Source organism: Mesorhizobium sp. A623, from assembly GCF_054489405.1.
On the sequence record NZ_JBTMXB010000003.1, the window covers coordinates 189,555 to 210,646 of the forward strand.

Genomic DNA, 21,092 nt, shown 5'->3' on the forward strand with positions numbered 1-21,092 from the left:
CGCTCCGCCAGACTTCCTTGTGAATGATGTTGGCCACTTTAGCCCGGCCTGTATCGGGCTCCTTTCAAGTGAAGGCGTCGGGCATGGACTCCTTCTTCCTTGCGATGAAGTCCTTCAAGCCGTCGTCGATGCCCGGATCGAGGAACGGCGCTTCGTATGTCTCCAGCCAATGGCGAGCCAGGATGTTGGCGCGCTGCGGCGCGGTCTTTTCGCCCTCGGCCAGCCATTGCTCGAACGAATTGTTGTCGGCAATGGACGAGCGGTAGAAGGCTGTCTGGAAGTTCGCCTGCGTGTGGTCGCAGCCGAGATAATGGCTGCCCGGCCCGACCTGGCGGATAGCGTCCATCGCCTGGCCGTTTTCGGAAAGATCCACGCCCTCGGCGAATTTCTGCGTCATGCCGAGTTGGTCGATGTCCATCATGAACTTGTCGTAGCTGGAGGCGAGGCCGCCTTCGAGCCAACCTGCCGCATGCAGCACGAAGTTGGTGCCGGCCAGAATGGTCGAATTCAGCGTGTTGGCGCTCTCATAAGCGGCCTGCGCATCCTCGACCTTGGAGGCGCACAGCGAACCGCCGGTGCGGAACGGCAGGCCGACACGGCGCGCAAGCTGCGCTGCGCCGTAAGACACCAGCGACGGCTCCGGCGTACCGAAGGTCGGCGCACCCGACTGCATCGAAATGGACGATGCGAAAGTGCCGAACAGCACCGGCGCGCCCGGCTTGATCAACTGGGTGAAGGAAGCGCCGGCCAACACTTCGGCCAGGACCTGCGTCAGCGTGCCGGCCACCGTCACCGGGCTCATCGCGCCGGCCAGGATGAACGGGGTTACGATGCAGGCCTGGTTGTGGCGCGCATAGACTTTCAGCGCGCCCAGCATGGTTTCGTCGAATACCATCGGCGAGTTGGCGTTGATGAGCGAGGTCAGCACCGTGTTGTTCTCGACGAAATCGTCGCCGAACAGGATCTTGGCCATCGCGATCGTATCTTCCGCGCGCTCCGGCGCTGTGACCGAGCCCATGAACGGCTTGTCGGAATACTTGATGTGCGAATAGATCATGTCGAGATGGCGCTTGTTGACCGGCACGTCGACAGGCTCGCACACCGTTCCGCCCGAATGGTGGATCGACGGCGCCATATAGGCAAGCTTCACGAAATTGCGGAAATCCTCGATCGTCGCATAACGGCGGTTGCCGTCGAGATCGCGCACGAAGGGCGGACCATAGACCGGCGCGAATACGGTGGCGTTGCCGCCGATCTGCACGGAGCGCTCGCTGTTTCGCGCATGCTGCGTGTAAACGGAGGGCGCGGTCTTCAGGAGCGACCGGCACAAGCCTTTCGGAAAGTGCACGCGCTCGCCCTTTACGTCGGCGCCGGCTTCTTTCCAGAGCTTCAGCGCTTCTTCGTCGTCGCGGAAGATGATGCCGGTCTCTTCGAGAACAATGTCCGTATTCTTCTCGATCAGCGCCAGACCTTCCTCGTCCAGCACATCGTAAACCTTGATGTTGCGCTTGATATAGGTGAGCTGGGTGCCGGGGCCGCCGCCGGAACGCGCCGCGCGCCGCGCCGCCGCGCCGCCGCTGGCTGCACGCCCGCGTCGCGTATTCGACGCTTCCTGGTCAACTGCCGCGTGTTCGCTCATGATCGTTCTTCCTTGAAAACGTTTCCGGCCGCTCATATTGCGGCTTCCCGCCGGATCGTAGTCATGCACCCTAATCGAAACGGCCAGCCAGCGCCAACGCCTGTCGCAAAATCGACAAGGAATCCGATTGATTTCCAGTCGCTTTCTTTTTGCCGGAAGTCGCAAATCAGCTATGGATAGACACCCCCCACGGGATAGGTATTGTCCAACGTATTAGCCCTGCGGCTGATCGCTTGGCATTTGGAGCTGGATAAACATGGCCGACGACGAGATCATTCTGTCCGAGCTTTCCGACGACGAACTCGTGCAGCAGATGCACGACGACCTTTATGACGGGTTGAAGGAGGAAATCGAGGAAGGCACCAACATCCTGCTGGAGCGCGGCTGGATACCCTACAAGGTCCTGACCGAGGCCCTGGTCGAGGGCATGCGCATCGTCGGCGAGGATTTCCGCGACGGTATCCTGTTCGTGCCGGAAGTGCTGCTGTCCGCCAACGCCATGAAGGCCGGCATGTTCATCCTGCGCCCGCTGCTTGCAGCCACCGGCGCACCGAAGCAGGGCAAGATGGTCATCGGCACCGTCAAGGGCGATATCCACGACATCGGCAAGAACCTTGTCGGCATGATGATGGAAGGTGCGGGCTTCGACATCATCGATCTCGGCATCAACAACTCGGTCGAGAAATATCTCGCCGCCATCGAAGAGCACCAGCCCGACATCCTGGGCATGTCGGCGCTTTTGACCACTACCATGCCTTACATGAAGGTCGTGATCGACACGATGAAGGAAAAGGGCATCCGCGACGATTACGTCGTCATGGTCGGCGGCGCGCCGCTCAACGAAGAGTTCGGCAAGGCTGTCGGCGCCGATGCCTATTGCCGCGATGCGGCCGTGGCGGTCGAGACGGCCAAGGACTTCATGAAGCGCAAGCACAACCTTCTCGCCAACGCCTGAACAACGAGAGGGCCGCCCTTTCGAGCGGCCCTTCGGCTGACCACGCCACGGTTAAGTGGGAAGCCTGCAAGTAATTACTCCGTAGCGTTGGCGACGTTGTTGCCGGCGTTCTGCGTGGCGTTGACCGTATTTGCCGCGTCCTTGCCGACACCGCGGATGGTGTTGGCGCAGCCGGTCACGACCAACAGGCTGGCAATGGCGACGATGGATGCATATCTGGATAGTGTCATGACTGGCCTTCCCTCTCATGAATGAATGCGCTTCCACAAACGGCAGAACGTTGAACTTGTTCCATGGAACACGCGCTTAAAATCACCGACGCCGACAAGGCCGGAAAGCCCGAGCGGCTTCTGGTCATCGCCTGCGGCATGCTGGCGCGCGAAATCCTGGCGGTGAAGCAGGAACTCAAGCTCGATCACCTCGAACTCACCTGCCTGCCCGCCGAGTTCCACTTTTATCCCGACCGGATCGCGCCGGCCATGGACAAGGCCATCACCGACGCCAAGGCTGAAGGCTACGAGCATATCTTCGTCGGCTATGCCGATTGCGGCACGGGCGGCTATCTCGACCGGGTCTGCGAGAAACACGATGTCGAGCGCATGCCCGGCCCGCACTGCTTTGCCTTCTACCAAGGCATGGAAGCCTACCGGAAACTGGCCGACGACGACATGATGTCGTTCTACATGACCGACTTCCTGTGCCGCCAGTTCGATGCCTTCTTCATGAAGCCGCTCGGGCTGGACAAGCATCCGGAGCTTATCCAGGACTATTTCGGCAATTATGAAAAGCTGATCTACCTTGCCCAGACCGACGATCCGGAACTCGACAAGGTAGCTGAAAGCGCCGCAAAAATGCTCGGCCTTGTCTATGAGCGCCGCCCCACCGGTTATGGCGACCTGCCGGCCGGACTCGCGCATGCCGCACGAATTGCTGCTCGGGCCAAATAGACCTGTATCCTGCCCGGCCGTTGGCTATGACGCCCAAACCCCGTATGCTTCCCGTTGCAGGCCAAAAACGGGGGACTGGATGAATTTTCGCACGATAGGCCTCGCGGCCGTTTTGGCGATTGGCGCATCGGCCGCCCTGGCGGATGGGGTGGTGCAAAAGCTCATCACGCCGGCTGATAAAACCCGGCTCGATCAGTATGGCGAGACGCGCAAGGCAGCGCTCAAGGAAGCCAGGGCTGGCGATCCGGCTGAGGTGAAGCAACTGGACGATCTGCTCGCCAGGCCGCTGGTGGCGTTTTCGGACACTAATCTAACCGGCAACTGGGACCTAACCGGCAACTGGCGCTGCCGCACCATCAAGGTCGGTGGCGATTTCGGTGCTCTGGTCATCTATGGCTGGTTCAAATGCAAGGTTACGGACGACGGCTCCGGCTGGTTCCTGAAAAAGACCAGCGGCTCGCAGCGCACCACCGGGCTCTTCTACGACGATGGCGAAAAACGTTCGATCTATCTCGGCTCCTTCTACGTCGCGGGCGATCCTGTGGAACCCTATGGCAGCGGCCCCAAGACCGATCAGGTCGGCTACGCTTTCCGCAACGGCCCGGATGCGTGGCGCATCGAATTCCCCGCGCCATACTATGAATCCAACCTCGACATTCTTGAGTTCAAGCGCTGAACACCAAGGCTTAACCGGGTCAAGCACAGGATATTGGCGAGTGCGCGCGGCAGACCCTGCGCCGACAACAAGGTCGAGCCATGGCTTCAACGATTGAATCGCACGCCCCGATCGTGGTCGTCACCGAAGGCGGCTTGCATATCTGGGCCATCGTCAACGCGCTTGCGGACCGTTTCGGTCCGATCGACGTGATCCTCGAACAGCCTGAATCGAAAAAGCACCTGCTGATGCGGCGCGCCCGCCGGCAGGGCTGGGTTTCGGCTGCCGGGCAGCTTGGAACCATGCTGCTGACGCGATTGGGCAAGCGATTCTTCACCGGCCATATGCAAAAAATGATCCGCGAGGAAAATCTGCGCATCGAACCCTCGGCCGATCAGTCGGTCATCCACGTCCCGTCAGCCAATTCGCGCGCCTGCCTAGAGGCGATTGCGAAAATCCGGCCGGACGTCGTGTTGCTGGCCGGGTGCCGCCTGATGTCCAAGGACATCCTCTCCGAAATTCTCTGCCCTGTGCTCAATTACCACGCCGGGATCACGCCAAAATATCGCGGCATGAACGGCGGCTATTGGGCATTGGCCTCCAATGACGCGGAAAATTTCGGCACGACGGTCCATCTCGTCGATTCCGGCGTCGATACGGGTGCTGTGTTGCGCCAGGCGCGGGGAACGCCGCAACCGGGCGATACGATTTCAAGCTACGCGCTGCGGCAGGCAGCCTTTTCGCGCGCAATTTGTGTCGAGGCGGTTGCGGATGCGCTGGCCGGAAAGCTCTCGCCATTCGACCCCAAATTACCTTCGAAACAATGGTTTCACCCGACCGTCTGGTTCTATCTCTGGGCCGGATTCCGGCGTGGCGTCTGGTAGAAAACCCCTTACTCGCGATCTTTCTTTTTGCGACATCCGCATCTGTCGCTTTTGAAGGCGCGCGCGTCGTCCCATAACAAGCAGTCCGACAACGCATGCAGCAATGCTCGAAACTACGAGGAGTACAATTCATGGCCGATCTGATCGTCGTTTACTGGCGCGATATTCCTGCCCAAGTCATTGTGAAAAGAGGCCGGCAGACCGCCAAGCGCGAACTGTCGCTGCGCTTCACCGAAGCCATCGACATGGCCGCTATGCGCAGTGGCTCGGCCGAGTCCGGCGACTATTTGTCCGAGTGGCGCAAGGCCGATCCGGTGCCTGTCAGCGATGAGCTAGAGGCCGAGGCGGACAAGGCGGCGGCGCACCTCGAAGAAAAATTCGACCGGGAGCGACTGATCGCTCTCGCCAAGGCAGGCGGCAAGGAAAATGTCTGAAAACCAGCCGGCATCGACCACGGCCGCCGGACCGGCAACAGCTTCAAACACCATGGTGCCCCCGGCCCCGGCAGGGGTGACGCAGGCAACCATGGTCAAGAAGACGGCGCCGAAAAGCGCCTATAAGCCGGCCGACGTTTCGCCGCAGCGGCGCGTGCAGCGTTCGTTTGCGGTGCGGCTCTGGTCGGTGCGGCATTCGCGGCTGCTCGAATGGTTTTATGCCAAGTTCGCCGACGCCTTCCTGATGCTGCATCCCCTGTGGAAGGGCATCGGCTATGGCCGCGTCGAAGCACCGATCAAATTCATCGAGAAGCGCGTGAAAGGCTTCATGTTCGACTGCCGCATGTGCGGCCAGTGCGTCCTGTCCTCGACCGGCATGTCATGCCCGATGAACTGCCCCAAGCAGTTACGCAACGGCCCCTGCGGTGGTGTCCGCGCCAACGGTCATTGCGAAGTGGAACCGGGCATGCCCTGCGTCTGGGTCAAGGCATGGGAAGGTTCCCGGCAGATGGTGCATGGCGACAAGATTCTCGACGTCCAGAAACCGGTCGACCAGTCGTTGCGTGAAACATCGGCCTGGCTTCGGGTGACCGCTCAGGCCGCTGCCGCCCGTGAAACCGCCAAGGCCGCATCAATCAACAACGGGGCATCGGCATGATCGGGCGCCAGCGCGACGAAAACCCGGCCGGCATCGACCTGCCGCTGGAGCCCCTGCCCGGCCACACGTCGCGCGGGCGGCTGGAACGCATATTGCGGCGCGGCGAATTCGCGGTGACGACCGAACTCAATCCGCCCGACAGCGCCGATCCCGAAGACGTTTATAACCGCGCCAAGATATTCGAAGGCTGGGTCGACGCCATCAACGCGGTCGATGCTTCGGGTGCGAATTGCCATATGTCGTCCGTGGGCATCTGCGCCCTTTTGACCCGCATGGGCTATGCGCCGATCATGCAGATCGCCTGCCGCGACAAGAACCGCATCGCCATCCAGGGCGACGTGTTGGGTGGGGCCGCCATGGGCGTCGCCAACATGCTTTGCCTGACCGGTGACGGCGTGCAGGCGGGCGACCAGCCCGGCGCCAAGCCGGTGTTCGACCTCGACTGCATGTCCCTGCTCGAAACCGTCCGCATCATGCGCGACAACGGCAAATTCCTGTCGGGTCGCAAGCTGACGACGCCGCCGCAGTTGTTTTTGGGTGCAGCCATCAATCCCTTCGCACCGCCCTACGATTTCCGCCCGCACCGGCTCGGCAAGAAGATCGCCGCCGGCGCGCAATTCGTGCAAAGCCAATACTGTTTCGACGTACCGATGTTTCGCACCTATATGCAAAATGTACGCGACCTCGGCTACACGGATAAGGTCTTCATCCTGTGCGGCGTCGGTCCGCTGGCTTCGGCCAAGACGGCGAAGTGGATCCGGGGCAACGTGCCGGGCATCCATATTCCCGACGCTGTCATCAAGCGGCTGGAAGGCGCGCAGGACCAGAAGAAGGAAGGCAAGCAGCTCTGCATCGACATCATCGACGAGGTGAAGGAAATCCCCGGTGTCTCGGGTATCCATGTGATGGCCTATCGCCAAGAGGAGTATGTGGCCGAGATCGTCGACGAATCGGGCGTGCTGAAGGGTCGTCGGCCCTGGAAGCGCGAGGCGCGAAGCGACGACCAGATGGTTTCGGACCGGCTCGACCAGATATTGAACGAAGACATTACCGAAACGCAGGTGGATATGGTGAAGACCGCGCATTGACCGGATGACGGCAACCAAACGCTTGATAGAAAACAGATAACGATATAAAGAACCCTTTATATCTTAATGGAGAAATTCATGACCCGCACCATCGTCGCCTCGGCGACCCGTGAGATCGTCATCGGCTTCGATCAGCCCTTTTGCGTGATCGGTGAGCGCATCAATCCGACGGGTCGCAAGAAGCTTGCGGCCGAGATGCAGGCTGGCAATTTCGAGACAGTCATCCGGGACGCACTGCAGCAGGCCGCGTGCGGCGCGACCATGCTCGACATCAATGCGGGCGTCACCTCCGTCAATCCGAATGAAACGGAGCCTGGCCTGCTGGTTCAGACGCTGGAAATCGTCCAGAACCTGGTCGACCTGCCGCTGTCCATCGACAGTTCGGTGTCGGCGGCCATCGAGGCGGCGCTGAAGGTCGCCAAGGGCCGCCCGCTGGTCAATTCCGTCACCGGCGAGGAAGAAAAACTCGAGGCCATCCTGCCGCTTATCAAGAAGTACAATGTGCCGGTCGTCGCCATCTCCAACGACGAGACCGGCATTTCCATGGACCCCGACGTACGTTTCGCCGTCGCCAAGAAGATCGTCGAGCGTTGCGCCGATTTCGGCATCCCCGCGCACGACGTGGTCGTCGACCCGCTGGTCATGCCGATCGGCGCGCTGGGCGACGCGGGCCGGCAGGTTTTTGCGCTGCTGCGCCGGCTTCGCGAAGAACTCAAGGTCAACACCACGTGCGGCCTGTCCAACATTTCGTTCGGCCTGCCGCATCGCCACGGCATCAATGCCGGCTTCATCCCGATGGTCATCGGCGCCGGCATGACCAGCGCGATCATGAACCCGGTCCGTCCGCAGGAAATGGAAGCCGTGCGCGCCGCCAATGTGCTCGCCGGCACCGACAAGGACTGCACGAACTGGATCAAGATCTACAAGGATTACAAGCCCGGCGAACACGCCGCCCCGCCGCAGGTCGCCGTCAATGCGCCGGGCGACGGTGCCGCCGGCGGTGGACGCCGCCGCGGCGGACGCGAAGCCCGGATGGGCCGAGGTTAGGTAGCACGAAGTATCGCCTTCTCCCTTCAAAAGACCGGAGAAGGGTAGAATCGAGAGCGGCCAACCTGCACTGGCCGGAAAGTGAAGTATAATGAACACGCAGCCAAAATTGACCGACCCGTTGGTGCTGTTCATGCCTTCCGGCAAGCGGGGCCGCTTCCCCATCGGCACGCCGCTGCTGGATGCGGCCCGCCAGCTCGGCGTCTATGTCGAAAGCGTCTGCGGCGGTCGCGCCACCTGTGGGCGCTGCCAGATCGAAGTGCAGGAAGGCAATTTCGCCAAGCACCAGATCGTCTCCTCGCTCGACCACATTTCGCCAAAAGGCCCGAAGGAGGAGCGCTACGAACACATTCGCGGCCTGCCCGACGGCCGCCGTCTGTCCTGCTCGGCAACGGTTCAGGGCGATCTTGTCATCGACGTGCCGCAAGACACCGTCATCAACGCGCAGGTGGTGCGCAAGGCCGCTAGCGACCGCCATATCGAGCGCAACCCCGCCATCCAGCTTTGCTATGTCGAACTGGAAGAGCCCGACATGCACAAGCCGCTGGGTGACCTCGACCGCCTGAAGCTGGTTTTGGAAAAGGACTGGGGTTGGAAGGACCCGCTGATTGCCCCCCATCTGATCCCGCAGGTGCAGGGCATCCTTCGCAAAGGAAATTGGGGCGTCACCGTCGCCATCCATCGCGACATGGACGTTTCGCGCCCGTTCATCATTTCCATGTGGCCGGGCCTGAAGAACGAGGCCTATGGCATCGCCTGCGACATCGGCTCGACCACCATCGCCATGCATCTGGTGTCGCTGTTGTCAGGCCGCATCGTCGGGTCTTCGGGCACGTCCAATCCGCAGATCCGCTTCGGCGAAGATCTGATGAGCCGCGTGTCCTACGTGATGATGAACCCGGACGGCCGCGAAGCCATGACGATTGCCGTGCGCCAGGCGGTCAATGAATTGATCGGCAAGGTCTGCGAGGAAGGTGGCGTCGACCGCCACGACATTCTGGACGCCGTATTCGTCGCCAACCCGATCATGCACCATCTGTTCCTCGGCATCGATCCGACCGAGCTCGGCCAGGCGCCCTTCGCGCTCGCTGTATCGGGCGCGTTGCAATACTGGGCGCACGACATCGACATCGACATCAACCGCGGCGCGCGGCTCTACACGCTGCCTTGCATTGCCGGCCATGTCGGCGCGGATGCCGCAGGCGCCACGCTTGCCGAAGGCCCCTACCGTCAGGACAAGATGATGCTGCTGGTCGATGTCGGCACCAATGCCGAAATCATCCTCGGCAACCGCGCGCGGGTGGTTGCGGCTTCCTCGCCGACCGGCCCAGCGTTCGAGGGGGCCGAGATTTCCGGCGGCCAGCGCGCCGCACCGGGCGCCATCGAGCGCGTGCGCATCGACCCGGAAACGCTGGAGCCGAAATTCCGGGTCATCGGCGTCGAACTATGGTCCGACGAAGCAGGCTTCGATGAGGCTGCAAAAGCGGTCGGCGTCACCGGCATCTGCGGCTCCGCCATCATTGAAGTGGTGGCCGAAATGTACCTGTCGGGCATCATCTCCGAAGACGGCGTCATCAATGGCGACCTTGGTGCGCGCTCGCCGCGCGTATTCCAGGACGGCCGCACCTTCTCCTACCTGCTGCGCGACGGCGAACCGCGCCTGGTCATCACCCAGCGCGACGTGCGCGCGATCCAGCTCGCCAAGGCGGCACTCTATGCCGGCGTCAAGCTATTGATGGAAAAACAGGGCGTCGACCACGTCGACATGATCCGCTTCGCCGGCGCATTCGGCTCGTTCATCGATCCAAAATACGCCATGGTGCTGGGCCTGATCCCCGATTGCGACCTGGCCGAGGTCAAGGCCGTCGGCAACGCTTCCGGCACCGGTGCGCTCATGGCCCTGCTCAACCGCGAACATCGCCGCGAGATCGAGGACGAGGTTCATCGCATCGAGAAGATCGAGACGGCACTTGAGCCGCATTTCCAGCAGATCTTCATCGACGCCATGGCGCTTCCCAACAAGGTCGATGCGTTCCCCCACCTGTCGAAAGCGGTCAAGCTGCCGCCCCGGCAGATGGATTCGGCCGAGAGCATCGCGGCTGCCGCCGCCGGTGACGCCGCGCCGCGCCGCCGCTCTCGGGAAGAACGCGCGGCGCGACGCAGCCGCGATTAGACCATACGCATCGCCTTGCTACCGAGGCGATGCATAGTCCACGGTCAGAACTTTCCCGTTTCCCTGAACACATCGAACGTCGTTCGAATGTGATCAGCGACGGCATTCACGGGTGCGCTGGCGTCGGGCGATACTACCATGGCCAGATTGTAGTTGCCGATGGAAGGCAAGCCGTCTTTTGAGCCGAGTTCGACCATATCGTTGCCAAGGAAGGATTTCGGCAGCGGCGCGACCGCAAGGTCGGCCATGATGGCGGCGCGCTGGCCCGCCGTGTGCGAACTCATATAGGCCACCCGGTAATTGCGGCCTTCACGGCCAAGCGCATCCAGCGCCCCTGCCCGCCAGACGCAGCCCTCTTCCCACATCGACACCGGCAAGGGCTCGCGCATATAGGCGCAGCCACCCTTTGCGCCGGCCCACACGATCGGCTCGGTGAGCAGCACTTCCGCGCCAATCGCGCTGGTCTTGTAGGAATTGGTCAGCAGCGTGATGTCCAGCGCCCTGTCGTCCATGCGCCGCCGAAGATTGACGCTCTGGTCGATGGTGACGTCCACCGCGATAGACGGGTGGGACTGGGCGAACCGCTTGAGCACATGCGGCAACACGCGTTCGCCGTAATCGTCCGGCGAGCCCAACCGCACGACGCCGATCATGTCGGGAACGATGAATTTGGCCACGGCCTCCCGGTTGATCGCCAAAAGCCTGCGTGCATAACCGAGCAGCATTTCACCGTCCGTCGTCAGCGCCACCGACCGGGCATCGCGGGAAAATACGGAGCGGCCAAGGATATCCTCCAGCTTCTTGATCTGCATCGAAACGGCTGACGGAGTGCGAAACACCGCATTGGCGGCGGTGGTGAAACTGCCGGTTTCGGCGATGGCCACAAAGGTGCGCAAAACGTCGAGGTCAAGCAGTGGCAAAGGGTGATTGAGTGGGGCGTTCATCGGGAAGTCGCTTTCAATTTTTCTGATTCAAAAGATCATTCCATTTCGTTTGATTGAACAGCATTTCGGGCTGATAGTCAATTCCAAGAGTACGGGATCGTCCCGTAGGTCGACGCCGGAAATGCCCGGCAACCATGGAAGGAGAAGGCTATGTCTATCTTGTCATCCATCGGCCAGATCGCTACCCGTTATAGCGCTGCCCGCGCCCGCTACCTCACCGAACGCAGCATCCGTTCGCTGCCGCCGGAACTGCAAAAAGACATTGGCTGGCCCGAAGTCGCCGATTGCCTCACCCGCAACAGCCTCACCCTCGACCCCTGCGCGGGAGCGCGCTAACGCTGAGAACTGATCGATTGGCCTGCCGACATAGCGCGGCAGGCCACCTGGCAAAGACGTAAAATGCCTTTGCCGGGTGGACGATCCTGGGAAGCGTAGCGCAACAGTGACCAAGTCCCGGTCTTCTGTCGCTTTTCATATCTAGCGCTTCGTTTTTGCGATCTACTTTTCGTCCACACACGCCTATATGCGCATCCAGCAAACGAGCTGCCCCACTCCATTAAGCGAAGGCGACCCGTCTAAGCAAACCGAATGGAGATTGAGATGAAGTTCTTTAGCCGCCTGTTTACCCGCCGCGAAATGAACCTGACGACGGCGCTCGAGCGCCAGCGCCTTGCCAACACCATGCCCGGCCAGACCGGTGCGGTCGCGGCTGCCCGCCTTGGCTTCGTGGCCTGATCCAGCCTGTCCTCCAGGCAACGTTCTACACATCTGACTTGAGCGCCGCTTCGGTTTTGCCAAAGCGGCGCTTTCGCTCGCCTCAACCGGATCACGAGCAGCGCAACTATACTTTGATCTGCGATTGCCCATCTGCGACCCATGTCGCAATTTAATCTTCCGGGGCCAGCGTAGCATATTGACAGGAAACGTTTTTCCTGATGACGCTATACTGATCGCGACGTTCTGTTCGCGCCATCGTCGCGGTGGGAGATTTCCGTGAACGTCGCAAAGCAATCAGTCAAAAGATCGCTCGTTTTCTTTCTCGTACCCGACTTCACCATGATCGCTTTTGCGACGGCGCTCGACCCCCTGCGCTCGGCAAACCGGATGCTCGGCTACGAGGCGTATCGCTGGCGCCTCACAAGCATCGACGGATTGCCGGTTCGTGCATCCAACGGTGTGGAATGCGCCGTGGATACCTCCCTTGAGGACGAGCGCAGGAAGATGTCCGGCATCGACAGGCCCTCGATGGCCATTGTCTGCAGCGGCATCGATGTTGAAAGATACCATAACAAGTCCGCTTTCGCGTGGCTGCGCGAGGAATACAATCGCGGCGTCGCCATCGGCGGCCTCTGCACCGGCGCGCACATCCTGGCGGCGGCCGGCCTGTTGTCCAACAAGCGCTGCGCCATCCACTGGGAAAACCTGCCGGGGTTCTCGGAGGCCTTTCCCAAGGCAAACGTGTTCGCCGATCTGTTTGAGGTCGACCAGAACATCTATACCTGCGCCGGCGGCACCGCAGCGCTCGATATGATGTTGAAGCTGATCGGCGACGATTTCGACGAGAGCCTCGTCAATCGGGTCTGCGAGCAGGTGCTGACCGACCGCGTGCGCAGCCCCACCGACCGCCAGCGCCTGCCATTACGCGCGCGCCTGGGCGTCCAGAATTCCAAGGTGCTGACCATCATCGAACTGATGGAAGCGAATTTGTCCGAACCTTTATCCCTGATCGAGATCGCCGATCATGTGGATTTGTCGCGGCGCCAGATCGAGCGGCTGTTCCGCACGGAAATGGGCAGGTCGCCCGCCCGCTACTATCTGGAAATTAGGCTCGACCGCGCCCGCCACCTGCTGATCCAGTCGTCCATGCCTGTCGTCGAAGTGGCGGTAGCCTGCGGCTTCGTTTCGGCGTCGCATTTTTCCAAATGCTACCGCGAACTCTATGCGCGTTCCCCCCAGCAGGAGCGCGTCGACAGGAAGCAGTTGCTGGTAGCCTAAGCTGCGTGGACGGCTACGGAAGTGGCCGCAGTTGCGGCCGGCCAGCCGACTTTGTCAGATGGCCGGGCCGTACCGCTGCCGATATCAGCTTCGCGGCTTGAGGTTCTCCGGGTCGTAAAGCGGCTTGTAGCCGACGCCGGCAACCTCGACCGGATAGGTCTCGCCAAAATATTCGACCGTCAGCTTCTTGCCTTCCTGGCAGTAAGCCCAGGGTAGGTAAGCCAGCGCTATGTTCTTGCCGACGGTCGGGCCGTAGGCGACAGAACTCGTGTACGACGGGCGGCCGAGTTCATCCACCAATGTCTCGCCCGTTGCCGGGTCCATGACCGGCATGATGCCGACCGGGTAGCGCGCGACACCCTTGGCATCGACATTGTCGGTCATGACCAGGGTGCAGAGCATGGTAGGCTGGTGCTCGCGGGCTCGATATTCCAGATGCTTCGCCTTGCCGCAAAAATCGGCTTCCTTGACCTTCGGTCGGGCAAGATCGGCCTCGTAGAGATTGTATTCGGTCAACAAATCGGCGTTCTGGAGGCGCAGGCTTTTCTCCATGCGGCGGCTGTTGGCGTAGGTCTCGACGCCGACGGCCATGACGCCGGTCGAGCGCAACGCGTCCCAGACGGCCAAACCGTCCTCGTAGCGCATGTGCAGTTCCCAGCCCTGCTCGCCGACATAAGAGAGGCGGAAAGCGGTGACGTCCTTGCCGCCTATACGGACCGGCTTGATCGCGGCAAACGGGAAATTCTCCAGCGACAGGCCTTCGGGATTTTCTACGACCTTCTGCAATGTCTGGCGGGCGTTCGGCCCCCATATGCCGATGGTGATGTATTTTTCAGTCACGTCAGTAACCGTAACGTCGAAGCCCCTGTCGGCCGCCGCCCGGCGGATGTAGTGGAAATCGCGCGGGCCCGCGTCCGCGCCGTCGATGACCCGGCAACGATCCGCCATGCGGATCACGGTCAAATCGGCGCGCACCATGCCTTCCTCGTCGAGGAAGTGGGTGTAGATGCCCTTGCCGATCATGTTGTCGCCGCCGATCTTGGCCGCGCACAGCCATTCCATCAGCGCCACATGGTCCGGCCCTTCGACGTCGACGATCGCGAAATGCGACAGGTTGATGATGCCGCAATCCTCGCTCAGGGCGAGATGCTCGGCGTTGGAGACGCGCCAAAAATGTCGGTTGTCCCATTCGTTTTCGCGCACCGGCACGCGGTTGCCGTATTTTTCAAGCAGATGCTCGTTGGCGGCATAGCCGTGGGCGCGCTCCCAGCCGCCCAGTTCCATGAAATAGCCGCCGAGTTCCTTCTCGCGCTCGTAGAAGGGCGAGCGGCGGATGTCGCGGCCCTTGGAAAAGGGTTCGCGCGGATGCACCGCCGGGTTGTAAACCTTCATGGCGGTTTCCGTGCAGCGGTCCCAGATGTGCTGCTCGGTCATCTGGTGCGGGTTGAAGCGCGCAAAATCGATGGCGTGATGGTCGATGGGCGTGCGGCCGTCCGTCATCCAGTCGGCGATGAGCTTGCCCATGCCGGGACCGTCCTTGACCCAGATGCCGACGGCATACCAAAGCCCCCGGACCTTCTGGCTCTCGCCCATGGATGGGCCGCCATCGCTTGTCACCTGCAACAGGCCGTTGAAGGAATGGCTCTCATTATAGCCCAGCTCGCCCAGGATCGGCGTCAGTTCCATGGCGCGCTCCAGCGGCGTCATGATCTGTTCCATGTCGAGGTCGCGCTGCGACGGCGACAGGCGCGCCTGATCCTTCTCCAGAATGTCGCGCGGGTGGCAAAGGCGCGGGTTGGTTTCCTCGTAATAGCCCCACTCGATCTGCCCGCCCTCGGCGGTCTTGGGGTCGCCGGTGTCGCGCATATAGGCCGAGTTGCCCTGATCGCGCAGCAGCGGCCAGCCGATCTCCTTGCCGGTGCCGGCAAATTCATTGTACGGCCCGAAGAAGGTCAGCGGATGGTCGATCGGCATGACAGGCAGATCCTCGCCGGCCATTTCGGCGATCAGCCGGCCCCAGATGCCGGCACAAACCACCACATGGTCGGCCATGATGGTGCCGCGCGTCGTCACCACACCCTTGATGCGGCCGTTTTCGATGATCAGTGACTTGGCTGACGTATTGGCGAAGGCCGTAAGCTTGCCCGACGCCTCCCCCAGGTCGACCAGCTTGCCGGCAACCGTCTGCGAACGTGGAATGACGAGGCCGGCGTCCGGGTCCCATAGCCCGCCCTGCACCATATCCTCTTCGATCAGCGGAAACTTCTCCTTGATCTCGGCCGGCTCGATCAGCCGTGCGCGCGTCCCGAACGCCTTGCCCGACGCCACCTTGCGCTTGATCTCGTCCATACGCGCATCGTCGCCGACGCGCGCGACCTCAAGGCCGCCGACACGCGCGTAATGGCCCATCTTGTCGAAAAATTCGATGGAGTAATGCGTCGTCCAGCAGGACAGGAAGTCATGGCTGGTGGCATAGCAGAAATCGGAAGCATGCGCCGTCGAGCCGATATCGGTCGGGATTCCGGACTTGTCGATGCCGACGATATCGTCCCATCCGCGTTCGATCAGGTGATGGGCGATCGATGCCCCCACGATACCGCCCAGACCGATAATGACGACCTTCGCCTTTGCCGGAAACTCTGCCATTTTCTGCTACTCCGAGGTGGGATTTCGCGCACACTACAGAGCGCCGCGACGCGATTAAAGCTTGTTTGCGACACGCTGGATATGCGGCGCGACTTGGACCCTGTAAGGCCGCTTAACCTTCCCCCCGCACCGACTTAACGAAATCATCGGCTTTTGCTGATAATCGGAGGGATGTTCTGCATTCCACTTCCGATGCGATCCGCGAAACCGCTATGAGTTCGACATTCGAAAAGCCTGAAGCAGCCGGCCCCTCTCGCTTGTCCAGCCTGTCCAAATCGCCGCTGGCGCTGCTTCTGGCCGCATTTTCCTTCGTCTGCATCCTGCTAGCGCTGCAGCTCGTCCTGCCGATCGGGCCGATGTATTGGGACGTCTTCATTTACTACGACGCCGCCAACCGGATCTTCGACGGCCAGGTCCCGATCATCGACTTTTTCACACCTGTCGGTCCGCTCGGCTATTATCTCTTCGCGGGCTGGCTCGCGATTTTCCCGAACGGGCAACCGGTGCTGCTTGCGCACTGGTCGCTGCTGGCCGTGACGGCACCGCTGATGGGGCTCGTCGTCTGGCACGTGGACCAGCGCTCGCGTGGAACGGCCTTTGCGCTTCTGGTGCCATTCCTGATTTTTGCGCTGCTGCCCTTCAATACGCGGGAATTCTACCCCTTTCCGGGTTCCGACGCGTTTGGCATCTATAACCGTCAGGCCTGTCAGGTACTCTACATCCTGGTTGCCGCATTGTTTTTCGTACGCGACCGCCGCCTGCTGACGGCCCTTGTCGTCACCACCATGACCGTCCTATTCTTCCTGAAGATCACTGGCTTCGTCGCCGGCGGCATCATTGCCGCCTATGCGCTGGTTTCGGGAAGGGTGACGTTGAAACACGCCATCCTGTGCGCGCTGGCCTTCATCGTCGTCCTTGCAGCCATCGAACTTAAAGACGGAATGGTCAGCCAGTATATTTTCGACATTTTGAGCCTTGTCGCCATGAACAGCGGAACGTTGCTGCCGCGTTTTCTGCAAGCCACGTCCCTGAACTTCGGCACGGTGGCGGCGGCGGGCAGCCTGGCCCTCCTGCTTCTCTGGTCGGACCGGCAAAATTGGGCAGCCGGTTTTGCCGCTGGCAGCCCGGTATCGCGCTTCGATGCGTTGATCACCCTCCTCTCGCATGATGGTTTCAAGCTGCTCGTGGTTATCTTCGCGGGCATTTTATTCGAATCTCAAAACACCGGCAGTCAGGCGTTCATCTTCCTGTGGCCGGTGCTTTTGTCGGTCTTTCTCAAGACGGGAGAATTGGCCGGCCGCCCGGTATTGGTGCTCTCGATCATGGGGCTCGTCGCCGCAACTGCGCTGCCGCCGGCCGAGCGCGTCGTCGAGCGCGCGGCACGCACCTATATCGGCGCGATCAAGAATGAACCGCTGGAACAGCGCAACCTGAAGACGCTGGGCGCCGTCGACATGCGCCCCGAAGTCGCGCGGCGAACCGAAGACATGCTGCGTCTGTACCCGAAACTTCGCGGCGCCTATGAAAGTCTGGTCGCGGCGCAGGAATTGCCCACTCCGGTGCTCTATTCCGATTTCGACTTCCAGATCACTTATTTGAGCACCGTCGACACCGCCATCGATTCGATCCGGGCGCTGGAGGCCAAAGCCGGCATCCACTTCGAAACCATCATGTCGCTGAATTTCGTCAACCCGTTTCCGTGGCTGATGGATCGGTCGGCACCGCTCTATGTCGCGATCGGCGCTGACCCGATGCGCGCAGTGCCGACGCCCGGCTCGCTGGAAGAAAACGCCGTCGCAAATACGGATCTAGTGCTGTATCCAACCTGCCCGCCAACCACGGCCAATGCGATGCTCTACGAGATGTACCAGCAAGGCCTGGCCAAGCATCGCCGCATCAAGCTGGATGCGTGCTACGACGCCTTCATCAATCCGAAATTCGAGGCGGCACTCGGCCCAGTCTCGGCCAGCCAATAAAAAAGCCGGGCGAACCCGGCTTTTCCTGCCTGCCGTGGCGAGAAGCTTATCGCATCTGGCTTTTCACGAAATCCTTGACGATCGCAACGATGCCGCGCGACAGCAGACTGTCCAAAGCCTCGATGAATTGATCGACATGCTCGCGCCGGCAGATCAGCGGCGGCTCTAGCCGGATAACATTGCGATTATATTCGGTGAAGGCGACCAGCACGTCGTAGTCGCGCAACAGCAGCGCGCCGACGAAACCGGACAGCGATCCCTTGAGCTTGTCGTCGAGTACGCTGACGATGGGCCGCAGCACCATCGGTAGGGTCTGCGAGAAATCGTGGAATTCCAGCCCGATCATAAAACCCTGGCCGCGAACGTCCTTGATGATCTTCGGATATTTTTCCTGCAACGCCTGCAGCCGCGTCAGCAAATAGTCGCCGGTCGAGGCGGCGTTGTCGATCAGGCCTTCGTCGTACAGGACGTTCAAGCCTTCTATGGCGGTGACGCAGGCCTCGCCCATGCCGCCGAAGGTCGCCTGCGCATGGATCATCGCCGTCTTCGGCGTGCCATAGGCCTTCATATAGACCTCGCGCCGCGCGATCATGGCGCCGACAGCCGCCTTGCCGCCGCCAAGCGATTTGGCGAGCGCTGTGATGTCGGGCACGACGCCGAAATGCTCGAACGCGTAGAAACGGCCTGAGCGCCCATAGCCGCACTGCACTTCGTCGGCCACCCACAGCACGCCATGCTCGTCGCAGAGAGCGCGAAGCTTCTGCCAGTATTCGGCCGGTGCCTGGATGACGCCGCCGCCGCCCTGAATGGTTTCAAGCACGATCGAGCCGATCTCCGGATCGGAGCGGAAAGCGCGCTCGACTGCCTCGATGTCGGCAAACGGCACCTTGACCACATTGTCGGTGAGCGCGAACTCGCCGCGATAAAGCGACCCGTCGGTGATCGCCAGAACGCCCTTGGTCTTGCCATGAAAAGAATTCTCGGCATAGACGATCTTGGGCCGCTTAGCCCCCGCTGCACGCTCGGCAAGTTTTACCGCCGCTTCCATGGCTTCAGAACCGGACGAGCCCAAGAACACCATGTCGAGATCGCCGGGCGAACAGGCCGCAAGATTATGAGCGAGCGCCGCCGCATATTGCGACATGAAGGCGATGGCGATTTCCTGCCGCTTCTCGTCTTGAAATTTCCGGCGCGCCTCCAGAATACGCGGATGGTTGTGGCCGAACGCCAGCGAGCCGAAGCCGCCAAAAAAGTCGAGAATCTTGCGCCCGTTCTGGTCGACATAGAACATGCCTTCGGCACGTTCGATCTTGATCTTGTGGAAGCCCAGCAATTTCATGAAGTGCAACTGACCGGGATTGATATGCGCCTTGAACAGGTCGGTCATCCGCGCAACGTCCATCGCCTTGGCCTGCTCGACGCCGATCAGGTCGGGTTTGGGCGTCATCGCCGGCGAAAGGGCGGGCGCATTGGCAACGGCGCGGGCGGTTTTCTGTTCAGGCCTGGTCATGACGGTCATTTTTTCTTCCCTATTCCGCAGGCACGTGAGCGGTCGCAACCGCGTGTCCACTCTTCTTTTCACGGTATTCGCTATAGGCCGCGATCAGCATGTCCTCGTCGCGATGCTGCGGCACCCAGCCGAGCTGCCGCTCGGCCTTGGAGACGTCGAGCACGCATTTCTCGTCGGCGATCAGATATTGCTCCGGGTCCATGATCGGCATGTTCATGGCATCGAGCAGGTCGAGGGTGCGCTTGACCGCCCAGCCGGGCGTCGGGATGAGGAGCGATTTCGACCCGGCGTGGCGAATAAGGTCACCGAGCAATTTCCGGACCGGCGGCGGATTGAGCGAACCGAGATTATACGCCTCGTTCGGCACCCCGGCCTTCCATGCCGCGCGACAGGCTTCGGCGCAATCGAACACGGAAATGAACTGGTACGGGTTTTTGCCCGACCCGATCATCGGCACCGGCAAATTCCAGTCGATCAGCTTGAACAGCTTTTCGAGGATGCCGAGCCGGCCGGGACCGATGATAAGGCGTGGGCGAAACAGCGAAATCGCCATGCCGCGCTTGCGCCATTCGGCCGCCAGTTCCTCAGTCTTCTGCTTCGACCAGCCATATTCGCCAAGCGGCGCAACCGGATGTTCTTCCGTCATCGGATAGGTGAAGGTGTGGCCGTAGATCATGTCCGTGGTAAAATGGACGAGCTTTTGCGCACCCACCTTGTCCATGGCCTGGATGATGTGCTCGGTGCCATGAAAATTCACCGGAAAGAAGAATTCGTGGCGCTTGGCCCGGACCTGGATCGGCGACAGCATCTTGGCCGACAGATTATAGACCATGTCGTCGGCCTTGAGCCCCACCGCGGCAACCGAAGCCGGATCGGTGACGTCGCAATGGACATGGCGCACGGAGCGGTAATGCGGAAACTTGCTCTTGACGATGTCGGCGACGATCACCTCCTCACCATCGGCTACCAGCTTGGGAGCAAGGTGATGACCGACAAAGCCGTCACCGCCAAAGATAACATGTCTCATCGAACGATCTCGCGGGTAATGTTGGTGTCAGGGGAAAGCGATGCCGCCTGCGCCCCATGCTCTCGGCCGCTCTGGGCGATCAGCACGGTTCCCACGCAAATGAAGGCGATGCCGGCGATACGCCAGCCGTTCAGATCTTCGCGGAAGATGAAATAGGCGAACACCGCGACCGCGACATAGGCGAGGCTGAGAAACGGATAGGCGAACGAAAGCTCGACTTTCGATAGCACGTAAAGATGCGACGCCATCGAAATGACGAAGGTGCACAGGCCCAGGAACACCCACGGGCTGAACACGATCTGCAGCACTTTGACGAACGGGTTGGTTCCCTCGAACGAAATCGGCCCGAGCGTCATCATGCCCTGCTTGAGCATCAATTGCGCTGCAGCATTGGTCATGACCGTGAAGAGGATAAAGACGATATATTTCATTGTTGTCTGCCCACCTGTTGAGCATCGCTATCATGGGTCGAGAAACATTCCGTGAATCCGGTAGAAAGACTTTGAGCTACTCC

The 21,092-nt window shown here is 61.0% G+C and carries 20 protein-coding genes; 13 read left to right on the forward strand and 7 right to left on the reverse strand.

Features of this window, described 5'->3' with window-relative positions; all coding sequences use genetic code 11:
- Nucleotides 1-64: 64 nt before the first annotated feature.
- Nucleotides 65-1,639: a trimethylamine methyltransferase family protein gene (locus ACX3P1_RS04865; protein WP_459078424.1), complete on the reverse strand. Its 1,575-nt coding sequence runs from the start codon at nt 1,637-1,639 to the stop codon at nt 65-67.
- A gap of 256 nt (nt 1,640-1,895) precedes the next feature.
- Here ACX3P1_RS04865 and ACX3P1_RS04870 point away from each other — a divergent pair, with 256 nt between their 5' ends.
- The gene (locus tag ACX3P1_RS04870) at nt 1,896-2,594 is read left to right on the forward strand and encodes a corrinoid protein (protein ID WP_459078425.1); all 699 of its coding nucleotides are present in this window, start codon (nt 1,896-1,898) and stop codon (nt 2,592-2,594) included.
- Between the two features lie 74 nt (nt 2,595-2,668).
- On the opposite strand, the gene ACX3P1_RS04875 is transcribed toward ACX3P1_RS04870, so the two are convergent.
- Nucleotides 2,669-2,824, reverse strand: coding sequence for an entericidin domain-containing protein (locus ACX3P1_RS04875; RefSeq protein WP_459078426.1), 156 nt, complete (start codon nt 2,822-2,824; stop codon nt 2,669-2,671).
- 63 nt (nt 2,825-2,887) lie between these two features.
- On the opposite strand from ACX3P1_RS04875, the gene ACX3P1_RS04880 reads away from it, so the two are divergent.
- The 8 genes from ACX3P1_RS04880 (at nt 2,888) to ACX3P1_RS04915 (ending at nt 10,480) form a co-directional block, all read left to right on the forward strand.
- The gene (locus ACX3P1_RS04880; protein ID WP_459078427.1) at nt 2,888-3,541 is read left to right on the forward strand and encodes a DUF1638 domain-containing protein; all 654 of its coding nucleotides are present in this window, start codon (nt 2,888-2,890) and stop codon (nt 3,539-3,541) included.
- A gap of 79 nt (nt 3,542-3,620) precedes the next feature.
- The gene (locus ACX3P1_RS04885) at nt 3,621-4,217 is read left to right on the forward strand and encodes a DUF4893 domain-containing protein (protein ID WP_459078428.1); all 597 of its coding nucleotides are present in this window, start codon (nt 3,621-3,623) and stop codon (nt 4,215-4,217) included.
- An 80-nt stretch (nt 4,218-4,297) separates the two neighbouring features.
- Nucleotides 4,298-5,080, forward strand: coding sequence for a formyl transferase (locus ACX3P1_RS04890; RefSeq protein WP_459078429.1), 783 nt, complete (start codon nt 4,298-4,300; stop codon nt 5,078-5,080).
- A gap of 131 nt (nt 5,081-5,211) precedes the next feature.
- On the forward strand, nt 5,212-5,514 hold the full coding sequence (locus ACX3P1_RS04895; protein WP_459078430.1) for a virulence factor: 303 nt from the start codon (nt 5,212-5,214) through the stop codon (nt 5,512-5,514).
- Nucleotides 5,515-5,566: 52 nt separating this feature from the next.
- Entirely contained in the window at nt 5,567-6,172 is a 606-nt protein-coding gene (locus ACX3P1_RS04900; RefSeq protein WP_459078561.1) for a methylenetetrahydrofolate reductase C-terminal domain-containing protein, read from the forward strand.
- A complete protein-coding gene (locus tag ACX3P1_RS04905) occupies nt 6,169-7,260 on the forward strand; it encodes a methylenetetrahydrofolate reductase (RefSeq protein WP_459078431.1) in 1,092 nt (363 codons plus the stop codon). The genes ACX3P1_RS04900 and ACX3P1_RS04905 overlap by 4 nt, the downstream gene beginning before the upstream one ends.
- Nucleotides 7,261-7,338: 78 nt before the next feature.
- A complete protein-coding gene (locus tag ACX3P1_RS04910) occupies nt 7,339-8,307 on the forward strand; it encodes a methyltetrahydrofolate cobalamin methyltransferase (protein ID WP_459078432.1) in 969 nt (322 codons plus the stop codon).
- 91 nt (nt 8,308-8,398) lie between these two features.
- Nucleotides 8,399-10,480 carry an ASKHA domain-containing protein gene (locus ACX3P1_RS04915; RefSeq protein WP_459078433.1) on the forward strand — a complete coding sequence of 694 codons (2,082 nt, stop codon included), beginning with the start codon at nt 8,399-8,401 and terminating at the stop codon, nt 10,478-10,480.
- 44 nt (nt 10,481-10,524) lie between these two features.
- Here the strand turns inward: ACX3P1_RS04915 and ACX3P1_RS04920 are convergent, their stop codons facing one another.
- Nucleotides 10,525-11,424, reverse strand: a complete 900-nt coding sequence (locus tag ACX3P1_RS04920) for a LysR substrate-binding domain-containing protein (protein ID WP_459078434.1) — start codon at nt 11,422-11,424, stop codon at nt 10,525-10,527.
- Between the two features lie 150 nt (nt 11,425-11,574).
- Here ACX3P1_RS04920 and ACX3P1_RS04925 point away from each other — a divergent pair, with 150 nt between their 5' ends.
- The 3 genes from ACX3P1_RS04925 to ACX3P1_RS04935 all read left to right on the forward strand — a co-directional run bounded on the left by ACX3P1_RS04925 (nt 11,575) and on the right by ACX3P1_RS04935 (nt 13,419).
- Nucleotides 11,575-11,760, forward strand: coding sequence for a hypothetical protein (locus ACX3P1_RS04925; protein ID WP_459078435.1), 186 nt, complete (start codon nt 11,575-11,577; stop codon nt 11,758-11,760).
- A 264-nt stretch (nt 11,761-12,024) separates the two neighbouring features.
- Nucleotides 12,025-12,159: a hypothetical protein gene (locus tag ACX3P1_RS04930; protein WP_459078436.1), complete on the forward strand. Its 135-nt coding sequence runs from the start codon at nt 12,025-12,027 to the stop codon at nt 12,157-12,159.
- Nucleotides 12,160-12,480: 321 nt separating this feature from the next.
- Nucleotides 12,481-13,419, forward strand: coding sequence for a GlxA family transcriptional regulator (locus tag ACX3P1_RS04935; protein ID WP_459078562.1), 939 nt, complete (start codon nt 12,481-12,483; stop codon nt 13,417-13,419).
- Nucleotides 13,420-13,503: 84 nt separating this feature from the next.
- On the opposite strand, the gene ACX3P1_RS04940 is transcribed toward ACX3P1_RS04935, so the two are convergent.
- On the reverse strand, nt 13,504-16,065 hold the full coding sequence (locus tag ACX3P1_RS04940) for a GcvT family protein (RefSeq protein WP_459078437.1): 2,562 nt from the start codon (nt 16,063-16,065) through the stop codon (nt 13,504-13,506).
- Between the two features lie 212 nt (nt 16,066-16,277).
- Between ACX3P1_RS04940 and ACX3P1_RS04945 the strand changes: the two genes are divergently transcribed.
- Nucleotides 16,278-18,041, forward strand: a complete 1,764-nt coding sequence (locus ACX3P1_RS04945; RefSeq protein ID WP_459078438.1) for a hypothetical protein — start codon at nt 16,278-16,280, stop codon at nt 18,039-18,041.
- A gap of 46 nt (nt 18,042-18,087) precedes the next feature.
- Here the strand turns inward: ACX3P1_RS04945 and ACX3P1_RS04950 are convergent, their stop codons facing one another.
- The 3 genes from ACX3P1_RS04950 to ACX3P1_RS04960 form a co-directional block, all read right to left on the reverse strand.
- Nucleotides 18,088-19,488, reverse strand: a complete 1,401-nt coding sequence (locus ACX3P1_RS04950) for an aspartate aminotransferase family protein (protein ID WP_459078563.1) — start codon at nt 19,486-19,488, stop codon at nt 18,088-18,090.
- Nucleotides 19,489-19,570: 82 nt separating this feature from the next.
- Nucleotides 19,571-20,578, reverse strand: coding sequence for an NAD-dependent epimerase/dehydratase family protein (locus ACX3P1_RS04955; RefSeq protein ID WP_459078439.1), 1,008 nt, complete (start codon nt 20,576-20,578; stop codon nt 19,571-19,573).
- Entirely contained in the window at nt 20,575-21,009 is a 435-nt protein-coding gene (locus tag ACX3P1_RS04960; RefSeq protein ID WP_459078440.1) for an EamA family transporter, read from the reverse strand. Before ACX3P1_RS04960 ends, ACX3P1_RS04955 begins: the two co-directional genes overlap by 4 nt.
- Between the last annotated feature and the right edge of the window lie 83 nt (nt 21,010-21,092).